17 protein-coding genes and 1 tRNA gene are annotated in these 18,284 nt (G+C 63.3%); 7 read left to right on the top strand and 11 right to left on the bottom strand.

Annotation, left to right across the window (positions count from 1 at the left end; all coding sequences use genetic code 11):
* The first annotated feature begins 3 nt into the window (after window positions 1–3).
* The 4 genes from pqqF to nahK all read left to right on the top strand — a co-directional run bounded on the left by pqqF (window position 4) and on the right by nahK (window position 8,079).
* Window positions 4–2,544 (top strand): pyrroloquinoline quinone biosynthesis protein PqqF, encoded by a 2,541-nt coding sequence (pqqF, locus tag PSEST_RS11605; RefSeq protein ID WP_015277166.1) that lies wholly within the window; start codon window positions 4–6, stop codon window positions 2,542–2,544.
* Window positions 2,545–2,814: 270 nt separating this feature from the next.
* Window positions 2,815–4,020 (top strand): porin, encoded by a 1,206-nt coding sequence (locus PSEST_RS11600; protein ID WP_015277165.1) that lies wholly within the window; start codon window positions 2,815–2,817, stop codon window positions 4,018–4,020.
* 326 nt (window positions 4,021–4,346) lie between these two features.
* A complete protein-coding gene (nosP, locus tag PSEST_RS11595) occupies window positions 4,347–5,510 on the top strand; it encodes a nitric oxide-sensing protein NosP (protein WP_015277164.1) in 1,164 nt (387 codons plus the stop codon).
* The gene (gene nahK / locus PSEST_RS11590; protein ID WP_041756645.1) at window positions 5,479–8,079 is read left to right on the top strand and encodes a hybrid sensor histidine kinase/response regulator NahK/ErcS'; all 2,601 of its coding nucleotides are present in this window, start codon (window positions 5,479–5,481) and stop codon (window positions 8,077–8,079) included. The genes nosP and nahK overlap by 32 nt, the downstream gene beginning before the upstream one ends.
* A 27-nt stretch (window positions 8,080–8,106) precedes the next feature.
* Here nahK and PSEST_RS11585 read toward each other — a convergent pair whose 3' ends face one another.
* The 7 genes from PSEST_RS11585 to PSEST_RS11555 form a co-directional block, all read right to left on the bottom strand.
* Window positions 8,107–9,126, bottom strand: coding sequence for a glutathione S-transferase family protein (locus PSEST_RS11585; RefSeq protein ID WP_015277162.1), 1,020 nt, complete (start codon window positions 9,124–9,126; stop codon window positions 8,107–8,109).
* A gap of 82 nt (window positions 9,127–9,208) precedes the next feature.
* Window positions 9,209–10,192 carry a glycosyl transferase family protein gene (locus PSEST_RS11580; protein WP_015277161.1) on the bottom strand — a complete coding sequence of 328 codons (984 nt, stop codon included), beginning with the start codon at window positions 10,190–10,192 and terminating at the stop codon, window positions 9,209–9,211.
* Window positions 10,189–10,521, bottom strand: coding sequence for a TusE/DsrC/DsvC family sulfur relay protein (locus tag PSEST_RS11575; protein WP_015277160.1), 333 nt, complete (start codon window positions 10,519–10,521; stop codon window positions 10,189–10,191). The genes PSEST_RS11580 and PSEST_RS11575 overlap by 4 nt, the downstream gene beginning before the upstream one ends.
* The gene (gene tusB / locus PSEST_RS11570) at window positions 10,518–10,820 is read right to left on the bottom strand and encodes a sulfurtransferase complex subunit TusB (protein WP_015277159.1); all 303 of its coding nucleotides are present in this window, start codon (window positions 10,818–10,820) and stop codon (window positions 10,518–10,520) included. Before tusB ends, PSEST_RS11575 begins: the two co-directional genes overlap by 4 nt.
* Entirely contained in the window at window positions 10,820–11,179 is a 360-nt protein-coding gene (gene tusC, locus PSEST_RS11565) for a sulfurtransferase complex subunit TusC (RefSeq protein WP_015277158.1), read from the bottom strand. Before tusC ends, tusB begins: the two co-directional genes overlap by 1 nt.
* Window positions 11,179–11,571 carry a sulfurtransferase complex subunit TusD gene (tusD, locus tag PSEST_RS11560; RefSeq protein WP_015277157.1) on the bottom strand — a complete coding sequence of 131 codons (393 nt, stop codon included), beginning with the start codon at window positions 11,569–11,571 and terminating at the stop codon, window positions 11,179–11,181. The genes tusC and tusD overlap by 1 nt, the downstream gene beginning before the upstream one ends.
* 90 nt (window positions 11,572–11,661) lie before the next feature.
* A complete protein-coding gene (locus tag PSEST_RS11555; protein ID WP_015277156.1) occupies window positions 11,662–12,330 on the bottom strand; it encodes a Bax inhibitor-1/YccA family protein in 669 nt (222 codons plus the stop codon).
* 128 nt (window positions 12,331–12,458) lie between these two features.
* Between PSEST_RS11555 and PSEST_RS11550 the strand changes: the two genes are divergently transcribed.
* Window positions 12,459–12,548 (top strand) — tRNA-Ser (locus PSEST_RS11550).
* A 336-nt stretch (window positions 12,549–12,884) separates the two neighbouring features.
* Window positions 12,885–13,157, top strand: coding sequence for a DUF1652 domain-containing protein (locus PSEST_RS11545; protein WP_015277155.1), 273 nt, complete (start codon window positions 12,885–12,887; stop codon window positions 13,155–13,157).
* On the opposite strand, the gene PSEST_RS11540 is transcribed toward PSEST_RS11545, so the two are convergent.
* The 3 genes from PSEST_RS11540 to glnT form a co-directional block, all read right to left on the bottom strand.
* Complete coding sequence (locus PSEST_RS11540) at window positions 13,146–13,766, bottom strand: TetR family transcriptional regulator (protein WP_015277154.1); 621 nt, start codon at window positions 13,764–13,766, stop codon at window positions 13,146–13,148. The genes PSEST_RS11545 and PSEST_RS11540 overlap by 12 nt on opposite strands.
* A gap of 64 nt (window positions 13,767–13,830) precedes the next feature.
* Window positions 13,831–14,895, bottom strand: coding sequence for a putative urea ABC transporter substrate-binding protein (locus tag PSEST_RS11535; protein ID WP_015277153.1), 1,065 nt, complete (start codon window positions 14,893–14,895; stop codon window positions 13,831–13,833).
* A 15-nt stretch (window positions 14,896–14,910) separates the two neighbouring features.
* Complete coding sequence (gene glnT / locus PSEST_RS11530) at window positions 14,911–16,275, bottom strand: type III glutamate--ammonia ligase (RefSeq protein ID WP_015277152.1); 1,365 nt, start codon at window positions 16,273–16,275, stop codon at window positions 14,911–14,913.
* Between the two features lie 142 nt (window positions 16,276–16,417).
* On the opposite strand from glnT, the gene PSEST_RS11525 reads away from it, so the two are divergent.
* Window positions 16,418–17,440, top strand: a complete 1,023-nt coding sequence (locus tag PSEST_RS11525) for an alpha/beta fold hydrolase (RefSeq protein ID WP_015277151.1) — start codon at window positions 16,418–16,420, stop codon at window positions 17,438–17,440.
* A 3-nt stretch (window positions 17,441–17,443) separates the two neighbouring features.
* On the opposite strand, the gene PSEST_RS11520 is transcribed toward PSEST_RS11525, so the two are convergent.
* On the bottom strand, window positions 17,444–18,283 hold the full coding sequence (locus PSEST_RS11520; RefSeq protein WP_015277150.1) for an ABC transporter ATP-binding protein: 840 nt from the start codon (window positions 18,281–18,283) through the stop codon (window positions 17,444–17,446).
* Between the last annotated feature and the right edge of the window lies 1 nt (window position 18,284).

Below are 18,284 nucleotides of genomic sequence, written 5' to 3'. Positions count from 1 at the left end.
TCCATGACACCAGGCAGCATTCCATCTGACTTGCTGCCGGTGCGTCGGACGTTGCCCAACGGGCTGCGACTGGGATTCATCCAGTTGTCGGCCGGTAGCCAGGCGGCGGCGTTGGTCCGCGTGCATGCCGGAGCGCATGACGCGCCAGGCGAGTACCCGGGGCTTGCGCACTTCCTCGAACACCTTCTGTTTCTCGGTAGCCGGGCCTACGCGGCGAGCGAAAGCCTGATGCCGTTCGTGCAGGGGCATGCCGGGCAACTGAACGCATCGACGCGCGAGCGCCACACTGATTTTTTCTTTCAGATATCTGCCGACGTTTTCGACGACGCACTCAAGCGCCTGCTCGATATGCTGGCGCGGCCGCTGCTCGACGAGGCCGCGCAGTTGCGCGAACGCGAAGTGCTACAGGCGGAATTTCTGGCCCGTGGACGTGATCGGGAAACGCTGTGCGATGCCGCTATCGGCACAGCGCTGAGCGCTCCGCATCCGTTTTCGGCATTTCATGCGGGTAATCGCGACACGCTGGCGGTTGAATCCCCTGCCTTCCAGCAGGCGCTCAAGGGCTATCACCAGCGCTTCTATCACTGCGGGCAGATGGAGTTACTGATTGCTGCTCCGTGCGGAATCGAGCATCTGCTGGAATTGCTGCAGTGCGCCGAATGCCAGCTGCCGGTTGCCCCTACCGTCTCGAGGCAGACCGCGCCGTTGCGGGTCAATGACGGTGTTGCGCTGCGTCTGCAAGTGGAGGGTGCGCGACCGCTTCTGGACCTGGCATTTGCACTGGACGGCCTGCCCGACGAAACCTGCGTGGCGCTGGATGTTCTGGGTTCGTGGCTGGCATCCCAGGCCAGCGGCAGCCTTTGTATGGCGATGCGCGACGCCGGCTGGTGCGAGGCGCTGGCGCTTCGCGTGCCTTACTGGCATGACGGGCAGGGCGTCGTCGTGGTGGAACTGCAGCTGACCGGACAGGGCATGGCGCATCGCGCAGAGCTCGTCGCGGCCATTCGCAGCTGGCTGCGGTACATGACTTCGCAGGCGCCGTGGCCCGAGTTATGGGACGAGTACGTGCAGATCCGTCAGCGTGGCTTGCTGGGCAAGGAGCCTCTGGCGCTGTTGCGCTACTGGGCCGATCCGGCTGCCTGGGCGCCATCGATCGACGCAAATCGGGTTCAGCATGCGCTGCAGACGTTAGGTGCGCAGCTCGATGGGAGCAAGCCGATCATCCTGACGGTGGGCGAAGAGCGCGGCGATCATAGCGCAGACACCATCGCGGCAAATGCCGGTTTCGCATTGAACATGCTGCCGGAACGACTGCCGGTCGCTACCAGCCAGGCACGACAGTGGCAGCTGCCTGAGCGCAACCCCTGGCTGAGCAGGCAGATACAGCCGCGGGTATCGCCCGTGGTGTTGCCGGCCTTGTGCTGGCTGGAGCATGGCGACGATCCGCGCGGGCAGGGCGCACTCTACCTGCGCTGGCGGTTCGCTGCGGGGCGACCGCCGGCCGGGTTATGGCATGTGCTCCACGCGGCATTGCGGGTGCACACCGTTGCCGCTGCCCAAACGGGTGTCGAATTGCGTTTCGACGATCTGGGCGGCAGCTGGTGCCTTGCGCTGTTCGGCTACGCCGAGGCACTGCCGCTCGTCCTGCATGACTTGCTCGACGTGCTGAAAATGCCACGGGTCGCTGCATTCAGTGACGGCCAGCGTCTGTTCGACGAGGCGAAGGTGCCCGGCGCTGACGAGATACTCATACGACAGCTGCTGCGGCGCTTGCCCGTGTTGGCCGAGCCGCCAGTAGTCGATGGTAGTACGCTTCAGGATCAGTGCGCGCTCGAGCGGGTTTGGCAGGTGTCGCGATGGGATGCGCTGGCGGTAGGTCTTCCCGCCCGACTGAGCGGACCGTTGCAGGACGCCCTTGGCGCAATGCCGGGGCTCGCCGAGCCCGTTGCCGAACGGCAGGCTGAGCGGCCTCCTCGCTACCTGTGGTCGCGCTTCGGTGATCCGGGCGCCGAGCACGCGTTGGTGTTGTTCTGTCCGTTGCCCGTGCGTAGCGCGTCAGTGGAAGCAGCCTGGCGCCAGCTGGCAAGGCTGATGGAAAGCGCCTTTTTCCGCCGTCTGCGCAGCGAACTGCAGCTTGGCTACGCGGTGTTCTGCGGCTTTCGCCAGCTTGGCGAGCGCGCCGGTATCGTCTTCGCGGTGCAGTCGCCCTCCGCGCCTGCCGGCGAGATCCTCGGCCATATCGAAACCTTTCTCCAATCCTTTTCGGCCGGCCTGGAAGCGTCGTCCGACAAGGTTCTGGAGGCCATCTCCACCGGTGAGTCGCCCAATGGGCTGAGCCATGATCTTCGCCGTCGGGCTGAGGCTGTCTGGCAGGCGCGGTTGGCCGGGTTTGACGCCGAGCATCCGCAAGCGGTGGCTGCCGCGATGCCGACTGGCGATGTCAGTGCTATCAAGGCCCAGCTCCAGGCGCTGCGTGCGGCGGACGGCGGATGGCATGTGGTCGCCAATGCCGATGCCCCTGACGGACGCTGGCAGCAGCGCTGAACGAGCGCGGCTCAACTCGAACAACCATTTCTCATCATCCTCCACGCCGAAGGCTGCCTTTGCCCGGACGCCGGGTCGGCTGTTCGCTGCTTTGGGTGTACGACCTAAGCGTCGTCGCTTAGCCGCATGGATTAGATGCTTTGCATGCAAGACTGCACCCGCGGCGAAAGTACTAGCCTTTCGCCGCCATCGCAGCGTATGTGCGCTTTGATGGCCTTTCGATAATCGCTCCCGTCACGACTGCTTGTCGTCAATACAGCGGAGAGCGCCATGCACAACAACAAGAAAGCCGTATCAACCCTGCTGCCCCTGGCCCTGGCCAGTGCAATAGCCATGACCGTGAGCCAGTCGGCAATGGCCGAGATCGTGCTCTATGACCAGAACGACACCACTTTCTCTACCGATGGCTACTTCAACACCTTCTATGTCCACAGCGATGTGGAGCGGGACGGCGAGCAGTTCGATCGCAAGCAGTCGCGGGTGAAGATGGGCTTCCTGCCCAACTGGATCGGCTTCAACTTCGGCAAGCAGGTCGGCGACCTCAAGCTGGGTGGCCGCTCTTCCTTCTGGGTAACGATTAACGACAGTGACACCAACGGCACTGAAACCGGCATCGACGTACGTCAGTTCTACGCCACTGCCGGCAACGAGCAATGGGGTGAAGTGCTGTTCGGTAAGGACTTCGGCCTGTTCGGCCGTTCCAACATCCTGCTCGACGAGCTGCTCAGCGGTTACGGCCAGGTCAGCGATACCCTGGGCCTGGTCGATGGCGGCGGCGTGTCCTTCGGCAATATCGGCACCGGCTACCCGTACCCGTTCCCGACTTCGCAGATCACCTATCGCTCGCCGAAGATGAGCGGCCTGCGCATCGCCGCCGGCATCATGGATCCAGTTGATACTACCGAGGTATCGGATCCCACTGTGCCCGGTTATGACTTGGACAAGGCCTACCAGGAAGCCCCGCGCTTCGAAACCGAGGTGACCTACGAGTTCGAGCTGGGCGGCACCCAGTTCTACACCTGGATCAACGGCATGCAGCAGAGTTCGGACAATACCGACAGCAGCATCGAGAAAGTTGACTCCAAAGGCTTGGGCTATGGCGTGCAGGCCAAGATGGGCAACCTGTCGTTGACCGCGTCGGGCTTCCAGGCCGAAGGTATCAACCCGTTCTTCACCAACAACGCCAACAAGGCCTTGCTGCGTGAAGTGGACAGCGACGGTTATCTGCTGCAGGGCTCCTACCGCTTCGGCAAGAACCGTGTGGCGCTGTCCTACGGCAAGACCAAGGATGACGGCAATGGTCTTGGTAACAACGCGGCAGACTTTGAGACCCGTGGCATCGCCCTGTTCCACAGCATCAACGACAACCTGACGCTGGTGGCCGAGCTGAACCAGTTCGAGATCGAGGGTCGCGACACCCCGGCGCTTGACGAAGAAACCCGCACCTTTGCATTGGGCGCGGCGCTGAGCTTCTAAGCAAGGCGTGATCGAAGGGCGCGGATGGCAGCCGAACCGTAGGTCGTGCCATCCGTTGCGAAGCAGTGGTGTGTACGTTGATCGTCTCCACGCCCGGACTGCAGCGATCAACGTTGCATCCTGAAAGGCCGGTTCCCGCAAGGGGCCGGCCTTTTTCGCGCACATCCCGGGAGGGTTGCGGACGGCAGCGGAACTGTAGCCAGCCTGCGTTGTTTCGTCGCGATGCTACCTAGGCAGGCCTTTACCGGTACTCAAGTAGCATTTTCGGGCCATATGCCCTGGCCAAGAATGAGGTCATCCGATTCAGGTGGTGCGGGGTATCGTGCGTGACCGATGAACAAGGCGAAGTAATCCGCACCGCGATGTCCGAGGCCCGGCTGCCCGAGACGGTGGCACAGGACCTGGCGCGCCAGCTGATGCATCCGCATCTGGGTTTCGTGCTGTTCTTCTGTTCGGCGGAATACGACCTGCCCGCGCTGGGCGATGCGCTGCGCCAGTACTTCGGTGGCGTGCGCCTGGTCGGCTGCACCTCGGCGGGGGAAATTACCTCCCAGGGCTATGGCCGCAGCTGCGTGACGGCAGTCGGCTTCGACCATCGCAACTTTTCCATCGCCTGCGAGCTTATCGACGAGATGGACCGCTTCAGCCTGATCGAGGCCCAGCAGCTGGTCGAGCGGCTGGGTAGCGATTGCCGCAGCAACTCGTTGGCGCCGATCAAGGACCACAGCTTTGCGCTGACTCTGCTCGACGGGCTGTCCAGTCGCGAGGAGGTGGTGCTCTCGGCACTGAGCGCCGCCTTCGGCAGCATCCCGCATTTCGGTGGCTCAGCCGGCGACGACAACCACTTGAGCGATACCTATGTGTATTACGACGGCCGTTTCTACAGTGGCGCGGCGATCGTGGTACTGATCAATACCTGGCTGGATTTCGAGGTGTTCACCACCCATCACATCCTGCCCCTCGAAGACAAACTGGTGGTGACCCGCGCCGACAGCAACAGCCGTCGGGTGTACGAACTGAACGCCGAGCCGGCTGCCGAGGAATATGCACGGCTGATCGGTGTACCGGTCAGCGATCTCGACCACCGCCTGTTCGCAGCCCATCCGCTGGCGGTGCGGATCAACGAGCACTACTACGTGCGCTCGATCCAGAAGGTCAACGAGGACATGAGCCTGACCTTCTATTGCGCGGTGGAGAACGGCATCGTGCTGACGGCCATGGAGCCGGGGCCATTGATGCCGAATCTGGAAGCTTTGTTCGAGCGGCTGGAGCAGCGCCTTGGCCCGCCGCTGCTCACGATCGGCTGCGACTGCTTCCTGCGCCGTCTGGAAATCGAGGCCAACGATACCAGTGAGGAAACCTCGGCTTTTCTCCGACGCCAGCAGGTGATCGGCTTCAACACCTACGGAGAGCAGTTCAATGGCATGCACATCAACCAGACCTTCACCGGTGTCGCCATTGGCCGACCCGGAGGCCGGGCAGGTCGCTGAGCTGCTGGCACGGCAGGCCGAACTCGAGCGCGAAAACCACAAGCTCAAACGCATCAACGCCGCGCTGATCGAACGTGTCGAATCCAGCGGCGCGGGACGGGATGCCTCCTATGCGGCATTCCAGCATTCGGTGGAACTGGCCGAGCAGGTCCGCGAGCGCACCGACGCCCTGAATCAGGCGATGGCCGAGCTCAAGGGCAGCAATCAGCTGCTCAGCGATGCGCGGCTGCGCGCGGAAACCGCGCACCAGCACCTGGTCGACGCCATCGAAAGCATTTCCGATGCATTCGTGCTGTTCGACCGCGACCAGCGCATCGTCCTCTTCAACCGTCGTTTCAAGTCGCTGTGGACACGCACGCGCGCGCGTATCAACGCCGGCACGCGGTTGGCGGAAGTGCGGCGGCTGGCCGAAAGCACCGGGCTGATCGTCGAGGAGCACCGTGGCAAGGGCGATGAACCCACGGTGTACCGCCTGAACAACGGGCGCTGGGTGCAGGTCAGTGAGCGCCCGACCCGCGAAGGTGGGCTGGTCATCCTCTACACCGACATCACCGAAGTGAAGGTCAGCGAAACCATGCGCCGCGAGCAGGCGCTGGCGCAGAAGTCGCGACTGTTGCAGCGCGCCGTGGACAACCTGTCCCAAGGCGTGGCGATGGTCAGCGCCGAAGGCGCGCTGGAACTGTGGAATCGGCGCTTTCTCGAGCTCTGCGGGCTGGCACCGATCGAGGCACACCGGCCGTTCGAGGAGGTCATGGCCGACAGCGAGCTGACCCTGCTCACACCCAATAGCCGTGACGCCCGCGGCCGGCCGATTCGCGAGCTGGAACAGCGCCTGTTCGATGGTCGGGTGCTGGAAATTCGTACCCACGCGCTGCCCACCGGTGGCTTCGTCAACACCTTCACCGATATCACCGAGCGCTACCGCCATGCCGAGGCGTTGCGCGAGAGCGAGCGCTGGATTCGCCTGATCACTGACCATGTTCCGGCGCTGATCGCCTATGTCTCGGCCGATCTCACCTACGAGTTCACCAACAAGGTCTACGAGGAATGGTACCGCTGGCCCAGCGACGGCATGCTCGGCCAGTCCCTGCGTGAGGTGCACAGCGGCGAGCATTGGCGGCAACTGGAGCCGTACATCGACCGGGCGCTGTCGGGCGAAAGCGTCAGTTTCGAGATGGCCGAGCGCAACCACGCAGGGCAGCAGCGCTATATGCTGCGCTCGTATGTACCGAACCGGCAGGCCAATGGCGAAGTGGCCGGCATCTTCGTGCTGATCCAGGACATCACCGACCGCCGCCGCACCGCCGAGGCGCTGCACCAGGCCTACCAGAACCTCGAACAGCGCGTGCGAGAGCGCACTGCCGAGTTGACCAGTCTCAACGGCCAGCTGTTGCGCGAGATCGACGAGCGCAGTCATGCCGAGGCGCGTCTGCGCGAGGCCAAGCGCGAAGCGGAAGTGGCCAACCTGTCCAAGACCAAGTTCCTCGCGGCCGTCAGCCACGATCTGTTGCAGCCGCTAAACGCTGCACGGTTGTTCACCAGCGCCTTGCTCGAACAGCCGGGAGCGCTCAATGGCGGGTTGATCCGCAATATCAGCAATTCGCTGGAAGACGTGGAAAACCTGCTTGGCACCCTGGTCGATATTTCCAAGCTGGATGCCGGCGTGATCAAGCCGGATATCGCCCCGTTCGCCGTCAGCGAGCTGTTGGAAAACCTCGCCATGGAGTTTCGCCAGATCGCCGGGGCCGAGCAGCTGCAGCTAGATTTCATTCCCTGTTCGGCACTGGTGCGCAGCGATATCCAGCTGCTGGCGCGCATCCTGCGCAATCTGCTGACCAATGCTATTCGCTACACGCCCAAGGGGCGCGTGCTGTTGGGCTGTCGGCGGCATCGGCAGAGCCTGTCCATCGAAGTGTGGGATACCGGCGTCGGCATCGCCTCGGACAAGCTCGAGGAGATCTTCCAGGAATTCAAACGCGGGGAGGGCGTACGGCCGAATCAGGATCGCGGGCTGGGCCTAGGCCTCGCCATTGTCGAGAAGATCGCGCGCATCCTCGGTCATCGCATTCGTGTCACTTCGCAACCGGGACGTGGCTCCTGCTTCGCCATCGAGGTGCCGCTGGCCAAGCGCGCGCCCAAGGCACGTCCGGAGCCAAGCACCACGGAACTCGTACTGCAGCGCCTGCAGGGCGCCCGGGTGTGGGTGCTGGATAACGACACTGCGATCTGCGCCGGCATGCGCACGTTGCTGGAAGGCTGGGGTTGCAAGGTCATCACGGCGCTGTCCGAGGAAGACCTGGCGCGGCAGGTCGACAACTTCCATGCTGAAGCCGACCTGATGATTGCCGATTACCACCTCGACAACGGCCACACCGGCATCGACGTCGTCGCCACCGTCAACGCGCGACGCGCCAGCCCGTTACCGGCGCTGATGATCACCGCCAATTACAGCAACGAACTCAAGCAGCAGGTGCGCGAGCTCGGCCATATGCTGATGCACAAGCCGGTGCGGCCGATGAAGCTGAAAACCGCCATGTGCCACATGCTGGAACACGGCACGGCGGGGTAGCGACACGGCCGGTATTCGCAGCGGTCGTCAGGCTTGCGAGGCAGCGCTGAGGTGGCGCGCCCATATGCCACGTCCCGGGAGGCGCTCGCGGTCATGCGGTCGGTGCAGCCCAAGGGCTGGCCCTTTGGGAATGATGCCGTTGCCGTTGATCTGCCGGTGGCTGGCGTAGTAGTGGCTCTTGATATGGGTAAAGTCCACCGTTTCGGCGATGCCAGGCCACTGGTACAGCTCGCGCAGCCAGTTCGACAGGTTCGGATAGTCCTCGATTCGACGCAGGTTGCACTTGAAATGGCCGAAGTACACCGCATCGAAGCGCACGGCCGTGGTGAACAGGCGCCAGTCGGCTTCCGTCAGGTATTCCCCGGTCAGATAACGCTGTTTGCCCAGCCGCCGTTCGACCCAATCCAGCTCGCGAAACAGCTCGTCGAATGCCTCTTCATACGCCTCCTGTGTGGTGGCGAAGCCGGCACGGTATACGCCGTTGTTGATGGCCGGGTAGATCCGCGCATTCAGCGCATCGATCTCGCCGCGTAACGGCTCGGGGTAGAAATCCAGGTGCGAGCCGGTTAGGTCGTCGAAAGCGCTGTTGAGAATGCGGATGAGCTCGGAGGATTCATTGTTGACGATGCACTGGCGCTCGCGATCCCATAGCAGGGGCACGGTGACGCGTCCGGAGTAGCCGGAATCATCGCGGGTATAGCGCTGATGCAGGTAGTCGAGGTTGTCCAGCGCATCGCCGCTGGAGCCGGTGGCCTTGTCGAAGGTCCAACCATTTTCCGCCATCAGCCAGCTGACCACCGACACGTCGATCAGCTTCTCGAGGCCTTTGAGTTTGCGGTAGATCAGCGTGCGGTGAGCCCAGGGGCAGGCGAGAGAGACATAGAGGTGGTAACGGCCAGCCTCGGCTGGAAAGGCCGTCTTGCCACCCGGGCCCGGTGAGCCGTCCCGGGTGATCCAGTTGTGACGCTTGGAATGCTCTCGTTCGAATCTGCCGTCGCGGCTTGCGTACCAGCGGTCATGCCACTGGCCATCTATCAGTAATCCCATTTTGTCCTCCTGTTGCGGATAGGAGGCAGTCTAGGAAGCATGGTTCGATTAATGTGACCGAACGGTGGGTTAATCCTATCGCTTAAATCGATGAGTGGCGTGCTTGCCAGTAGGCTCGAGCCTGGGCGAATGCTGCCTCGCGCTCCATCCCCAAGCCGCGCAAGGCAAGCGCCATGGTGGCGATCACCGCCAGTTCGCCGTAGGCCTCTTCATGCGCGCCGGTCCAGACCGCGAGCAGCTGTTGCGAGTCGAGCTGTGCGGGCTTCACATGCCGGCGCTCGGACAGTGCTGGCCACTCTTCGTCCCAGGGCATTCCGTTGGTGGTGCCGTAGAGGTGGGAAATGTTGTCCGGGTTCATCTCGATCTCGCCGCCTTCGCCCTTGATGACGATGGCGTGGTCGCCGAGCAGGGTACTGGCCTGGCGATGGGCATCCTGATAGCCGGGGTGGAAGATGCTCTGCAGGCCGCAGCGGGCACCCAGCGGATTGAGCAGGCGCGCCAGCGAGTGCACCGGTGAGCGCAGGCCGAGCAGGTTGCGCATGTCGATCATGCGTTGCAGCACCGGCATCCAGGCGCCCAGCGGGATAAACGCGAGATTGCTCTGGTCCAGTGCAGCGCTGACCTGTTGCCAGTTCTCGCAGCGACGAATGCCCAGCAGCTCCAGCTGCTGTTCGGTATAGATGCGCCCTGCGGTGTGCGCGCCACCGCCATGCATGAGGATGCGCACGCCATTCGCCGCCAGGCATTTGGCTGCCAACAGATACCAGGGCAGGTGGCGCTTCTTGCCGGCATAGCTCGGCCAGTCGATATCGACGCTGATCGCCGGTGCCTGCACCCGTGCGCGTACCGCCTCGGTGAAGCCGGCCAGCTCTTCGGCGCTTTCCTCCTTGTGCCGCAGCAGCATGAGGAAGGCGCCCAGCTGAGCGTCCTCCACCTTGCCATCGAGCAGCATACCCATGGCTTCGCGAGCTTCTTCACGCGTCAGGTCGCGTGCACCACGCTTGCCCTTGCCGAGAATGCGCACGAAGGCGGCGAAAGGATGTTCTGCAGGCGTTTCGAGGCTCATAGGCAATTGCTCGGTTTTGGCAGCCCGGCCAGCTTGGCGGCCAGTTTCGCAGGAGTGCCCTTGAACAGGCGGTTGAGGTGCAGGCTGTTGCCTTTCTCCGCGCCCAGCTTGAGCGCGGTGTACTTGATCAGAGGGCGAGTGGCCGGCGACAGCTGGAATTCGCTGTAGAACTCACGCAGCAGCCGGAGGATTTCCCAGTGCTCGGCTTCCAGCGTAAGCCCTTCATGGTCCGCCAGCGCTTCGGCAACGGCTTCGTTCCAGTCCGCCAGATCGACCAGAAAACCGTCCTTGTCCAGCGCGATCTCGCGCCCGTCGACTAACAGGCTCATAACCAGCTGTTGACCCGCTGGTAGCGGCAGGTCAGCTCGACGAAGCCGGCATAGTCCAGCAATTGCACACGAGCGGGCAGGGCACTGAGCGCACGGGCTTGCACGTCTTCCTCCAGCGCGAACACGGCGACCTGTTCCGGCAGGCGCTCCAGTTCGGCCGCAGGCTGTGTGCCTGCCGTCAGGGCGTAGGTCGCGTCGCCGGTCAGCAGCAGGGCGTCGGAATCGGCCAGCAGCGGCAGACAGCTGGCGAAGCGGCTATCGGCAAAAGGCGTGTGGGAAAGCAGATGCAGGGTTGCCATCAGATCGTGATCACATGGTCATAGCGGTTGATCAGGGCACTCAGGCCAGCGTCATCGAGTACCTCGACAGGCAGTGCCAGAGCGGATTCATCCAGGTTGCGCTCGGCCAGGCTGCGGCGTGCGGCGAACAGCGCATCGACACCGAACAGCGGCAGCGCCTGCAGATTCGCGGTCAGGTCCTTCTGCTCGAGCGAAGCAGCCCGCTGTGACGCGACGAGCTGGAACACGCCGTCGTCGAGAAACAGCAGCCCCAACGGCAATTCGAAAGCCCCACCGGCCAGCACGATATCCAGCGCCTCGCGCGCCGATGGGCCGGCCCAGGGCGACTGGCGGCTGATGATGAGCATGGAGCGTGCCATCAATGACCTCCGAAGCAGACGAGGCGATCCGCTTGCTGCGCCGCTTCGTGCAGTTGTCCGAGTCCCGACAGCTCCCAGCCAGCGGCAAGATTCGCTGCCGGGCGCCGGTAGCGCTGCGCTTCGCCGGCATCCAGTACGCCGCGACGCAGGCCGGCGGCGATGCAGACCACGCCGTCCAGCTGGTTGGCGCTGACGAAACGGCTCCATTCAGCCGCCACGTCCAGTTCGTCCTGTGCCGCGACGACGTTCGCTGAAGCACTGTGCACGCCATCCTGATAGAAGAACAGCCGGACGATTTCATGCCCGCCAGCGAGCACGGCTTCGGCAAAGCGCAACGCGCGGCGGGCAGCGGGTGAATGGGGCGGAGCGAACAGGGCGATTACGAATTTCATCGGAGCACCATGGCAGAACAGCTGACATGATACGCCAGCTGCGGGCATGAAAAAGCCCGCCGAAGCGGGCTCGTTCAAGGCGATGCCGGATCAGTCGTCGCCACCGAAGATGCCCAGCAGCTGCAGCAGGCTGATGAACAGGTTGTACAGCGAAACGAACAGGCCGATGGTGGCCATGATGTAGTTACGCTCGCCGCCATGGATGATGGCGCTGGTCTGGAACAGGATGCAGGCCGAGGAGAACAGCACGAAACCTGCGCTGATCGCCAGTTGCAGCCCGGTGATCTGGAAGAAGAAGCCCGCCAGCATGGCGCCGATCAGCACGAAGAAACCCGCGGTGATGAAGCCGCTGAGGAAGCTCATGTCCTTGCGGGTGATCAGCACGTAGGCTGACAGTCCGAAGAACACCAGGGCGGTCATCGACAGCGCCGAACTGATCAGCTCACCGCCATTGGCCAGACCCAGATACATATTGAGGATCGGCCCGAGCGTGTAGCCCATGAAGCCGGTCAGAGCGAAGGTGGAAACCAGACCCCATGCCGAGTTGCGCAGCTTGGCGGTGAGGAAGAACAGGCCGTAGAAGCCGATCAGCACCACGAAGATGTTCGGGTAGGCAGCGTTGGCCTGCATGGCCATGTAGGCAACCAGGCCGCTGAACGCGAGCGTCATGGCCAAGAGCCCGTAGGTGTTGCGCAGGACCTTGCTGACCTCGCGCTGTTCGACCTGCGTGTGGCTAAGCGCGTATTCGTGTTCGTGCATGGCGACACTCCTTGGATGAAATCAAGCCTGAGACGATTTGTCCCGGATCATAGCAGAGGCAAGTGAGATGCCTAGCATCAGTGTTTGACAGTGTATTTCTATCCGGTACTATTGCGCCCGCTTTATCCGGAAGTGTGGCCGAGTGGTTGAAGGCAGCGGTCTTGAAAACCGCCGAAGGGGAGACCCTTCCCAGAGTTCGAATCTCTGCGCTTCCGCCATCTGCAATCCTGAAGGCCCCGTATTCCGGGGCCTTCAGCGTTTCTGGGCTTGGAAAAATGGCTTATACGGTTCCCATAATGGGACCTATCGCCGGCAGCTGAGCGCTCGTAGCCCTTGGCGACGCCGTGGCATTTGGCGCCCGTGATCACCTCTGTTTGTTCCCTCGCTGACGCTGGCATCAAGCACTGTTCTGGTGCGCCTGATCGCAGCGGCGCCTTTGGCGATCGTGTCTTAACAAAAATCGATTATGCCTGTGGCGGAGTTGGCAATTGCCACAGAGGCCAAGGCGTCAGCCGCTGCTAGAATCCGCCGCCTGACAAATGGAGTTGTCCTTCATGAAACGCTTCAGGCAACCCGAAGCCTTCGCGATGGTGCAGCAGTACTACGCGCCGTTGGTGTTCAGCGCGCGAATGGATTCACCTTCGACGATTCGTGTGATGCTGATAGACGAGACAGCCGGTGAGTCGCTGCTGCTGACTGGTCTGCCATGTCGCATATCCCTTTCCCAAGCCGATATCACCGGTCTGATCAATGCCATTGATCTGGATGCGGCGGCGCTCCGACCGGCGTTGCTGAGCAGGCTCAAGCGCCCGCGGCTACTGGGATAGCCCATCTGATGTAAGGCCTGGCTTGACCAGCGCCAACAGGCTGAGCGCCATGCAGGGCGCCTGTTCCCTGAGTGAAAACAGCTTCGGCGACAGCAGCCAGGTGTGGGTGATGCCCATCAGGCTCGAATAGAGCAGCAGGGCCAGCGAGCGCGCCGGCCGTTCGTCCTCATGCACCTTGGCGATCAACTCTTCCAGCAACTGCACCATGGCGCGTGTCAGCTTGCGTTCGCGTTTCAGGGTGCTCGCCATCTGCGCGGTGAGCTCGGTCTTGTTCAGCAGGATCTCGAAGGATTGGCGATACCAGCGCTCGTCCAGCAGCAGGCGAAACCATTCGCTGATGAAGTGCTCCAGCGCCGCGCGCGGATCGGCAGCGCGTTCTCGGCTTTGTTCGATCAGCCGCTCCAGCGGCTCCTGGGAATAGGCCAGCACCGCTTCGTACAGCTCGTCCTTGCTCTTGAAGTGCCAGTAAATGGGGCCACGGCTGAAGCCGGCGGCCTCGGCGATCATCGCCAGCGTGGTGTTCGAATAGCCGTTGCGGCTGAACAGCTCCAGCGCCGCGGCAATGATCTTGAGGCGGGTCTGTTCGGCGTCTTCTTTGGTACGGCGCATGAGGTTCCTCGAAATGCGCGGCGGCCACGCAGCGTGCCGGCAGGGCACACTGCGTGGCAAGCCTTCACAGGGCGCCGTCGGCGGCCATCTGCATGTAGCTGGTGTCGAAGCGCAGTTTCAGGTTGCCCTGGTCGCCGAGCGAGCCGGCCGGCATGGCGATACCGACGAAGTCCGCCGAATCGGCACCGTCGCCCAGCAGGCCGTGGTCGAAGGAGAACTTGCGTACGCTGTCCATCGCCTCGTGGGCCGGTTCGCCGGAGATGAAGGCGATCGCTTCGGCTGGCTGATAGAACATATGCGTGCCCTTGAGTTGCGCCTCGTAACCCGCCTGGTCGGTGCCGGATGCCGCGCCCAGCTGGGCGCGCAGTTCAGCACCTTCCGGCGTATCGCTGGCCATGATCGCCATCACCTCGTACCAGGCGCCAGTGACCGCCTTGCCGAAGGCGGGGTTGTCGGCCAGGGTCTCGCTGTTGACGATCAGCAGGTCTTTGACATGGCCCGGCACGCTGGCCGAGTCGAAGACCTGGTGTGCGTCGGGCGCGGCCGCCACTTCCTGTAGCAATGGGCTCCAGGTCGCCACGTTGCGCACGTCGGCGGTGCTGAAAGCGGCGACGATATCGGCGTCCGAGGTGTTGACCACCTTCACGTCCTTCTCCGAAAGACCGACGCTGTCCAGTGCCTTGGCCAGGATGTAGTGCGACACCGACAGTTCGACCAGGTGCACCTGCTGGCCCTTGATCTGCTTGAGGTCGTCGGTGCCCTTCATCACCAGCCCGTCGTTGCCGTTGGAGTAGCTGCCGACGATCAGCGCGGTGGTGTCGACGCCACCGGCTGCCGGGATCGACAGCGCATCCATGCTGGTGGCGACCACGCCGTCGAACTGGCCGGCGCTGTACTGGTTGATGGACTCGACGTAGTCGTTGATCTGGCTGATGTTCACCTCGATGCCGTACTTGTCCGCCCACTTCTTCATGATTCCGGACTCGTCGGCATACTTCCAGGGCATCCAGCCGACGTAGATGGTCCAGGCCAGGTTGAAGGTTTTCTTCTCCTCGGCCTGGGCGAACGGGGAAAGGGCGGCGAGGGCAATGGCCCCGGCGCAGAACAGTTTTTTCATGGTGCCGTGCATGGTGAGACTCCCTGTTCAGAAAAATTTCAGATAGCGCTGGATTTCCCAGTCGGAAACGTGGGTGTGGTAGGCATTCCATTCGTCGCGCTTGAAGTCGACGAAGGCCTGGTACATGGCATCGCCGAACACCTGGCGCGACAGCGGGTCGGCCTCGAAGGCGTCGATGGCTTCGCTGAGGGTGCGCGGCAGGGTTTCGATCCCCATTTGCACCACTTCCTGCTCGCTGTAGTGGTACATGTTTTCGCGATGCGGCTGGCCGGGGTCGAGCTCGTCGCGGATGCCCTCGAGGCCGGCGGCGAGGATCATCGCGGCACCGAGATAAGGGTTGCAGCCGATGTCGGCGGCGCGGCATTCGACTCGCGCGCCCTGGGACGGGATGCGCAGCATGTTGGTGCGGTTGTTGTTGCCGTAGCAGCAGAACACCGGCGCCCAGGTCGAGCCGGACATGGCGCCCTTGCGGATCAGCCGCTTGTAGCTGTTGACCGTCGGCGCGATGACGGCGCAGATCGCCTTGGCATGCTTCAGCACACCGGCGATGAAGTGGTAGGCCAGCGGGGTCACGCCGCAGCCGTAGGTGTCTTCACCGTCGACTTCGAACAGGTTCTTGCCGGTTTCGATGTCGGCCAGCGACATGTTGTAGTGCGCGCCGCTGCCGGTGCGGTTGGCCGAGGGCTTGGGCATGAAGGTGGCAAAGGCGCCGTGCTTGCGGGCGATCTCGTTGGCCATCATGCGGAAGAACACGAAGCGGTCGGCCATGCCGAGGGCGTCGGTGTACTTGAAGTCGGTTTCGAATTGGCCGTTGGCGTCCTCGTGGTCGAACGAGTAGACGCCCCAGCCCATCTCGTTCATGGCCTGCACCAGTTCGTCGACGATGGGCAGGTTGTCCATCAGCAGACGCGGGTCGTAGCACGGCTTGGCCATGTCATCGCGCTCGGAAATAGGCGCGAAGCCGCCGTCCGGGGTGTCCTTGAACAGGAAGAATTCGGTCTCGATGCCGAGGTTGAAGGTGTAGCCGAGCTCGGCGGCGGCTTCGGTCTGGCGCTTGAGGATGCCGCGCGAGCAGGCTTCGAACGGCTTGCCGTCGAGGTACAGATCGCTCGCGAACCAGGCCAGGTCGCGGTTCCAGCTGCACTGGGTACCGGTCGCCGGGTCTGGCATGGCGGCCACCTCGTTGTCGCTGATCTCCTGCGGGACGCCGTCCAGCGCCGCACCGGTGTAGAGCTCGGAGCCGCGGAGCATCTGGCCGAGATGGGCGATGGGGACGAACTTGCCTTTGATCACGCCGTGAATGTCGACGTAGCTGGCCATCGCGTATTTCACGCCCTTGTCCTGCAACTGCTGCTTCAGCTCCTCGACGGAGGAGAGGGGAAAGCTGGTCATCGGCTTGCGCTCCTTGGAGTCATGAATGGCGGCCGGGGCCGCTGGCACGATTCCTTCATCCAATATACATGCCAGCGTGTATAGAAACGGGCCGACGCTGGTGCCGCCTGGCGCCCTCTGCGCCACTGCAGGAGTCACGCAGATGATTGAAATAAAAAGGGAAAAGAAATTTTTCGCGCTGGGCGAAATGCGCCTCGAAAACGGCGAGCGTCTGCGCAATGCACGGCTCTGCTATCAGGTGGTGGGCACGCCGAACCGCGCACGGGACAACCTGGTGCTGATTCCGAGCTACTACGGCGGCACACATTGGGGCAGCCTGCCCCTGCTTGGTGCGGATGGCCCGCTGGCGGGCGGCGAATACTGCGTGGTGCTGACCAACCTGTTCGGTGCCGGCTGGTCGACTTCGCCGAGCAACGCCGCACCCGGTCAGGGCGCAGCGGACTTCCCGCGAGTCAGCTTGCTGGACAACGTAAGAGCGCAGAAGGCGCTACTTGACCGGCTGTATGGTGAAGACTGGCAGCTCGCTTTGGTGACCGGCTGGTCCATGGGTGGCATGCAGACGCTGTTCTGGGCGATGGCCTATCCCGAGCGGGTGCGCGCCATCCTGCCGTTCTGCTGCACGGCGCACTGCTGGCCGCACAACCGGGTGTTTCTCGAGGGGGTCAAGGCGGCGCTCTGCGCCGACGCCGCTTGGCTGGGTGGTCGCTACAGCGTGCCGCCGGAACGCGGCCTGCGGGCTTTCGGCCGTGCCTATGCCGGTTGGGCCTACTCTCAGGCGTTCTACCGTCAGGAGCTGTGGCGCGAGCTGGGTTTCGAGAGCCTGGAGGCGCTGCTCGACTACTGGGAGCAGGATCATCTGGAGCAGGACGCCAACGACCTGCTCTGCGTGCTGCATACCTGGCAATCGGCCGACCCGGCCCGCAGTTTCGCTGCCGGCTCGCTGGCCGAAGCGCTGGGTCGCGTCCGCGCGCGGTCCATCCTCATGCCCGGCAGCAGCGATCTGTATTTCACCGTCGAGGATGCCCGCCACGAGGCGGCGCTGATTCCCGGTGCCGAACTGCGCGTGCTCGAGTCAGACTGGGGTCATTGCGCCGGTGGGCCCGGCCGCGGCGCGGCGGCCATGCAGCAGGTCTTCGCAGCGATGGCCGAGCTACTCGGGCGCTAGCCTTCAGCCGGCCACGGCGCTGAGCTTGGCCAGCTGCTCGAGATCGGTCTGCATGCCAGAGGTTTCGCGGATGCGGGCAAGGATCTCGCGCTTGAGTTCGGTGAATTCCGGCGCGAGCTTCATGTCCTGATGGCGCTGGGCTGGCAGCGGCACCTCGTAGACGGAATCGATGCGTCCGGGGCGTGGCGCCATCAGCACAATGCGGCTGCCGAGATAGATGGCTTCCTCGACATCGTGGGTGACGAACAGAATGGTGCTCTTTTCCAGCCGGTGCACGTGACGGATCAGGTCGTGCATGACCTCACGCGTCTGCGCATCCAGCGCGCCGAACGGCTCATCCATCAGCAGCGTCGCCGGTTTGGGCAGCAGGGCGCGAGCGATGGCGACGCGTTGCTGCATGCCGCCGGAGAGCTGGCTGGGATAGGCATCGGCGAAGCGTGTCAGGCCCATCAGGTTGAGCAGGGCGTCGGCGCGGCCGGCGGCGGACTCCACGTCACCGTCGTGGCGCACGGTGTTGCCGATCACCTTGAGCTGGCGGCAGAACTTGATGTTCTGCATCACCGTCAGCCAGGGGTAGAGGCTGTAATGCTGGAAGACCATGGCGCGGTCAACGCCGGGGCCGTCGATGGGTCTGCCGTCGAGCAGGATCTCGCCGCGGCTCAGCGTTTCCAGCCCGGCGATGATGCGCAGCAGCGTGGACTTGCCGCAGCCCGAGGCACCGACGAAAGTGACGAATTCGTTGGGCTGGATATCCAGGTCGATCGACTGCAGCGCCTGCACCTCACGGCGCTCGCTGGCAAAGGTCTTGCCGACCTGGCGGACACGAATCTTGGCATCGGACATG

The organism is Stutzerimonas stutzeri RCH2 (assembly GCF_000327065.1).
Lineage (GTDB): Bacteria > Pseudomonadota > Gammaproteobacteria > Pseudomonadales > Pseudomonadaceae > Stutzerimonas > Stutzerimonas stutzeri_AE.
This window is presented reverse-complemented; position numbering and strand designations above follow the sequence as displayed.

Excerpts from the sequence above, each read along its gene's own strand:
- PSEST_RS11545 (WP_015277155.1), top strand. The coding sequence starts at position 12,885 with ATGAAACGCTTCAGGCAACCCGAAGCCTTCGCGATGGTGCAGCAGTAC.
- glnT (WP_015277152.1), bottom strand. The coding sequence starts at position 16,275 with ATGACCAGCTTTCCCCTCTCCTCCGTCGAGGAGCTGAAGCAGCAGTTG.
- tusD (WP_015277157.1), bottom strand. The coding sequence starts at position 11,571 with ATGAAATTCGTAATCGCCCTGTTCGCTCCGCCCCATTCACCCGCTGCC.
- PSEST_RS11540 (WP_015277154.1), bottom strand. The coding sequence starts at position 13,766 with ATGCGCCGTACCAAAGAAGACGCCGAACAGACCCGCCTCAAGATCATT.
- PSEST_RS11525 (WP_015277151.1), top strand. The coding sequence starts at position 16,418 with ATGATTGAAATAAAAAGGGAAAAGAAATTTTTCGCGCTGGGCGAAATG.
- PSEST_RS11520 (WP_015277150.1), bottom strand. The coding sequence starts at position 18,283 with ATGTCCGATGCCAAGATTCGTGTCCGCCAGGTCGGCAAGACCTTTGCC.
- PSEST_RS11580 (WP_015277161.1), bottom strand. The coding sequence starts at position 10,192 with ATGAGCCTCGAAACGCCTGCAGAACATCCTTTCGCCGCCTTCGTGCGC.
- PSEST_RS11575 (WP_015277160.1), bottom strand. The coding sequence starts at position 10,521 with ATGAGCCTGTTAGTCGACGGGCGCGAGATCGCGCTGGACAAGGACGGT.
- tusC (WP_015277158.1), bottom strand. The coding sequence starts at position 11,179 with ATGGCACGCTCCATGCTCATCATCAGCCGCCAGTCGCCCTGGGCCGGC.
- tusB (WP_015277159.1), bottom strand. The coding sequence starts at position 10,820 with ATGGCAACCCTGCATCTGCTTTCCCACACGCCTTTTGCCGATAGCCGC.
- PSEST_RS11535 (WP_015277153.1), bottom strand. The coding sequence starts at position 14,895 with ATGCACGGCACCATGAAAAAACTGTTCTGCGCCGGGGCCATTGCCCTC.
- pqqF (WP_015277166.1), top strand. The coding sequence starts at position 4 with ATGACACCAGGCAGCATTCCATCTGACTTGCTGCCGGTGCGTCGGACG.
- PSEST_RS11555 (WP_015277156.1), bottom strand. The coding sequence starts at position 12,330 with ATGCACGAACACGAATACGCGCTTAGCCACACGCAGGTCGAACAGCGC.
- PSEST_RS11600 (WP_015277165.1), top strand. The coding sequence starts at position 2,815 with ATGCACAACAACAAGAAAGCCGTATCAACCCTGCTGCCCCTGGCCCTG.
- PSEST_RS11585 (WP_015277162.1), bottom strand. The coding sequence starts at position 9,126 with ATGGGATTACTGATAGATGGCCAGTGGCATGACCGCTGGTACGCAAGC.